The organism is Kluyvera sp. (assembly GCF_047971185.1).
In the GTDB taxonomy this organism is placed as follows: Bacteria; Pseudomonadota; Gammaproteobacteria; order Enterobacterales; family Enterobacteriaceae; genus Kluyvera.
Genome location: NZ_JBKDZH010000088.1, coordinates 1 through 5,317, shown reverse-complemented (window position 1 = coordinate 5,317; position 5,317 = coordinate 1). Strand labels below are relative to the sequence as shown.

The 5,317-nt window shown below is 43.3% G+C and carries 1 protein-coding gene; it reads left to right on the top strand.

Features of this window, described 5'->3' with window-relative positions:
• Positions 1–4,644 precede the first annotated feature (4,644 nt).
• Positions 4,645–5,310 carry a hypothetical protein gene (locus ACK5JN_RS19365; RefSeq protein ID WP_416871638.1) on the top strand — a complete coding sequence of 222 codons (666 nt, stop codon included), beginning with the start codon at positions 4,645–4,647 and terminating at the stop codon, positions 5,308–5,310.
• The last annotated feature ends 7 nt before the right edge of the window (positions 5,311–5,317 follow it).

Below are 5,317 nucleotides of genomic sequence, written 5' to 3'. Positions count from 1 at the left end.
AGACGGAACAGATGTGCATACTGATACAGAATACCTGACGAATCTTATCAATCTAGGGCATTACTCCAAGATTTGTGAGCCACCTCTTTAAAATGGTATAGTATGGCATGACGTAATCTCCGCTGTATTAAAATAACTGGTGACATGCAGGCACGTACGAGTACATTAAAGAGCACTATTATGGTTCTAACTACCACTCAGATTGCTCAGCTGAAGGAACATCACCGCTCGAGCAAACAAAACCCTAAGCATCGTATCGAAAGTGGAATAACAAATTTTGAGTTAGTTTCTATAGAAAAAACGAAACACCTGACACTGTCCATGGCAGGTGGGAAGAGGAAACCTGACTGACGCTGAATTTACCACGCCCTCCTAATTCACACTCATCTTAAAATTAAAACCCGCAGCCACAGCTATAAAGTTTTTCATACTCTCTCTCTCTCTCTCTCTCTCTCTCTCTACGGGTGACACCTGGTGCTCAGCCTCGCCGTGGGTCTTGCCTCTCAGCGTCTCTCTTGTGGGCCTGAAGCCGCATCTGATTGGCCGCCTCGTCCTGCTCAGTGATTAGCGGACGCCTTTGTCACCATTAATTAATTTTCCAAAACCTGGGAGACTGACTGAGCACCTCACACCATTAAGGGACCGACGACCCTTCTGTCAGGCTTCTGCTGATGATGGGGAAGGGGAGGCGGGAGAGGGGGAAGAAGGAGGCAGCAGGAGGGTAGCCGGGGAAGAGGGACTGCAGGAGGGGTCGTAAGGCGCCGGTATTCGCGATGGACTGCTTGATGAAGGTGACGGAGGCTAAATACCCGAGACCCCTGCGCATGAGGTACTGGTGACGGATACAAAAACCGAGGAAAGTGGACCCAGTGTGGTAGTAGGGGCCGTGGTCGTGGTGATAATGGTGAAAATAACAACATTGACAAATAAGGATAAAAGGGTATACGTAATAAAAACAGAGATGCGGCTGGCACTTACTACGCACAACAATGGAGGACAAAGAATAGCAGTATATATGAAGAAGGAAAAAGAATACAAAGAATGCCTGACAAGTATATGAAACAGGCATGAGAAACCTAACAATGAATGGCGGGTATGAAGAAATATGCAGGAAGAATAAAAATAAACAAGAAGAATGATTAATGACCTCTATGATGGATGGGAGTATGGAAGAGAAAACGATGCATGAACGAACACTTAGAACGATGACTGAAGTTAATAGAAGTACATCGTGGTGAACAAAAAGTGGCTTGTGAGACTAATAAAAGGTAGAGAAATAAAAGACAAAATGCTTGGAGGACACAGAATATGAGGTGAAGGTTGCCAAGTGTGTGTATATCGTTTGTGGGAGCAGTGCTATAGCGTATTTTTCTTTGCTGTGCCCTTGAGCTGCCTCTTTAGCTTGTTAAAAGAAAAAATATGTATGCCGAAAACTTCCAAAAAGACATTCAAAACACTGATCGGTGAGGGAGGCAAAGACTACGAGGAAGATTATGTGATGTCAGACGGGGAATGTCCTGGATAGGTGCATAAAATAAAATAGAACCGTGTGTGAACGTGGTGAAAAGTGGGGTAAAAGTAAACAAAATGCATGGAGGGCAGATAAAGAGAAGGAAGCATACAAAACAAGGAAGACTGTGTAAGATCTCTGCCGAGGAACGTTCCTGATCTTGCTGGAGAAAAGAAACTGTGTGGAAAGGTGAAGCTAAGGGGTGAGGAAAGTGAGAGGGCAGATGAACTTTGGTGGGAATCTAATGGGTACAATGAGAATAAGCAAGAAGTCTGTGGCAGTTCTTGAAGAAATTGCTAAAGAAGAGAATGGAGGGGAACTATAAGAGTGAACACACGCTAAATGAGCACAGAGGAATGGCGAAGCGAGTGAAGGGTAGATGAACATGGGCTAGGAGTCTGATGTGTGTTGGGAATCAGGAAAGAATGTGGCAGTTCTTGAAGGAATGGCTAAAGGAGAATGAGTGAGGGAAATAAAGGTGTGAATAAACAGGTTTGCAGAGAAGACTTATGAAAGTGTCAGCTGAAAGGATGGAAGAACACTCTCAACAATGCCGGGAAGGAATGACTGAAGCAATAGCAAATGGAAGGAGGCGGTGGAAAATTTCAAGAACAAGGGGAAATTACGAGAGGAAGTCAAGAGGATGCTGTTAAAATAGTGCAGTGTGAGAAAGCATCAGGTGCAGATATGATACTGAAATACAACTGCCTCCATCTGGGCTGCACGTTGGCTTGGATAGAGACTAAACAACTCCATCTACTTGCGACTTCATAAAAGGTAGTACATAAGAATGAGTGGAACTGAAGAGGGAATCGTTGTGAAGAGTGATGATGCATCTATCTGCGATTTCTTTATAAAAAAAAAAGAAATAAGAATAAATGTGGAGTTAACGAGGGCATCGGTGTGAAGAGTGAACCATTAATGATAAACGATTGGGTACTGATGTGAAAATAAAGAACCGTAAGGCACAGCAACTTTACAAAGAAGGGAAGGCTCAAGATAATGATTGTCTGTGTCGATCACATTATCGCATTCAGGCAGGTAACTGAACAAAGGCCGTTAAATAAGAGGAACGCCCAGATACCCAGGCTGCCGTCATGAACTTGGAGGGAGAGTAAAATCAACTGGGAGTCATAGTGGGAGTTAATGAAAGCAAATAGTAATTTTTTAGCTGTTAGATGGAATGAAATCTTGTATTGATGCTAAAGTTAGTGTGGAGGTCTAAGAGGAAGCAACAGAAAACTTGCAAAATTCATGTGAAAAAGAGGAGGCAATGCAGAATCACTCCGGGTGTTCTGTTCATGGGTGCGGTTATGCCAAAGATAAAGGAATAGGTTGTAAGGCAAAGGTGGAAATGTACATGACGCTGAATAGAAATTGAGTATTCTGGTTCTGCACTGCACCAGCGATTGGAAAGAAAGGAAACGATTTACAAGAGTTCGCTGAAGAGTAATCAGGTCAGCTAGAGAAGGGAGGGAAGTTAACAGTGTATGCGAATATGTGTAAATAGATATTTCTACGGGGAACAATAAAACGACAATTTACTGTAATCTCATGTAGAGTAAGGTTTGGAGGCAATATGCAGTCTGACATGTAAACAAATAATTAAACAGGTGAAGAAGTTCAAACATCTTTGTTCGACTCTCTGCATGACAGAAAGTATGGTAGAAGAGACAGAGAGAGAGAGAGAGAGAGAGAGAGAGAGAGAGAGAGAGAGAGAGAGAGAGAGAGAGAGAGATTAGTTGTTATTAGATCTTGATTTATGTTGCTCTAAAGGTACCAAAGAGCCAAAAAAGCAATTTGTTGATATATATTAATTTTAGTCAAGCGCTTCATAATTGCTCCACTGATTATGATGGCCACGGTGATTATAGTGATGACTTCATAACTCTAAACCGACGTATCGTTACATATTTCCTGCTTACCTTGCATCATCGTCATCATTATCCTCAGTCAGTACCTTTCCACTGCAGCACATGACCTCGACGTTTCCATTCCCTCCTGCCTTGTGCCTGTAGTTTCAAGTCTCGATGTAAACGTTCCATATGCTTCATTTTATCACACCATATAGATTCATTAGAGAAGAACGGCCTTCCCTTGGATCTTTTACATAAATTATTTCCCAGTCTTTCACTCTTGTTGTCCATATGTTGTCCTCTCTCCTTCATATACGTCCTGACCATTGCTATATCTTGATTCTGATTACCTTTATTATATCTTCAACGTTTATTTGTTCTCTTATGCATCTGAAGATTTCTTATCCATTACAGCGTTTCCTTGCACTGATCTCTCCATTTCTCTTGGGGCACTTATCAGTCTTCTTTCCAGAGAGGTCAGTGTTCATGTCACTAATTCATATCTTGTGACGGGTAGAACGCACTTGTTAAAATAGTCGCTGCTTTATCCCTGTGTAAGTCCTCAAGAAGTCAGCAATACACTTCCCGCAAACCCTGTTCTCGAATTGCTTTTGGTACCGCTACAGTTGCCAAAGAGTCGAAGACCTTCTCGTACTCATTGGTTGCCAAACAAAGGTTTTCTGTACTCATTTGTTTTCTCTATTACCTGGTGTACTGTTTGGGATGTGATCCATGGTAGAGAACCCGCTTCGACACAGCCTGTACTCTGGATCGGTTAGAATCTCATATATTTGAAATTCTGTTAGTGATTATACTTGTAAGTTATTTGTATATTACTTACAGTAAGCTGATAGGGTGATATTTTTTTTTATGTTGTTAGGTCTCCTTTTTTACCTGTTAAGATGATGGCTACATTTTTCCAGTCATTTGTTCTTATTCTTTTTTCGGAATATTTAGTGTAAAACTACGATAGTTTTCAATTACAATATCTCCAGCGTCTATTATCTTTATCTTTACCAGTATCATCTTCCCTGGGAGCTATCTCCCTTGTCATACTTACCAATGCTTCTTTAATTGTGGGTTTCGTTATTACTGGTAATTCTGTGATACCTATACTTATTTTCCGGAGTTTCCGGAGTGCTGAGTTCTTTGCAACTGATCATAGGCTTATCGTTGCTACACTCGTTACATGTCAGGTCAAGAAGAATCTCAAGATGTAACCATACCGTGTTTCATCCTGAGAAACTGAAAGACTTGGCTTGTGCTCATGAGTTTGCAGTGACTGTCTCAAATCGGTTTAATGTGCTTGGCACCCTTGAGGACCCTGTAGAACTGTGGGATACCTTCAAACGTGAAACCATGCAAGCTGCAAAGGAGTGTATTGGAGAGCGCCCGAGGTCTAGGGGTGGTTTTGCCTCGGAGGAGACGCTGGAGAATATTGAGAGGAGTCGCGCTGCCAGGCTTGCTGGGAATCGGGACCAATATAGGGCTCTGTCACGTAGGACTAGAGCTCTCCTGAGGAGAGACAAGGAGAGATATGTCAGGAGTCTCGCCGAGGACGTCGAGGGTCATTTTAATGATAATGACCTCCGACCTGCCTACCGAGCCCTGAAGAAGCTTCGCTCCAAATCTCCCTCTCGGGTGAGTGCTATCCGAACAGCAGATGGTTGTCTCGTGTTAGACATGGATGGGCAGAGGGCTCGTTGGGCTGAGTACTTTGAGCAGTTGTACAGGGCGGACCCTCCGAGCAGGCAGCTCCCAACTGCTGGATTACAGATGGTGGATGCTGATCCTCCCATTGACGAAGCCGCACCCTCTTTTGACGAGGGCAGAGAGGCTGTGGCAAGACTGAAGGGTGGAAAAGGATCTGGTGTCTGTTACATGAATGCTGAGCTGCTCAAAGCTGCTGGCGAGGCCATGATCCGTGGATTGCATGAGTCTTGACTGCCGT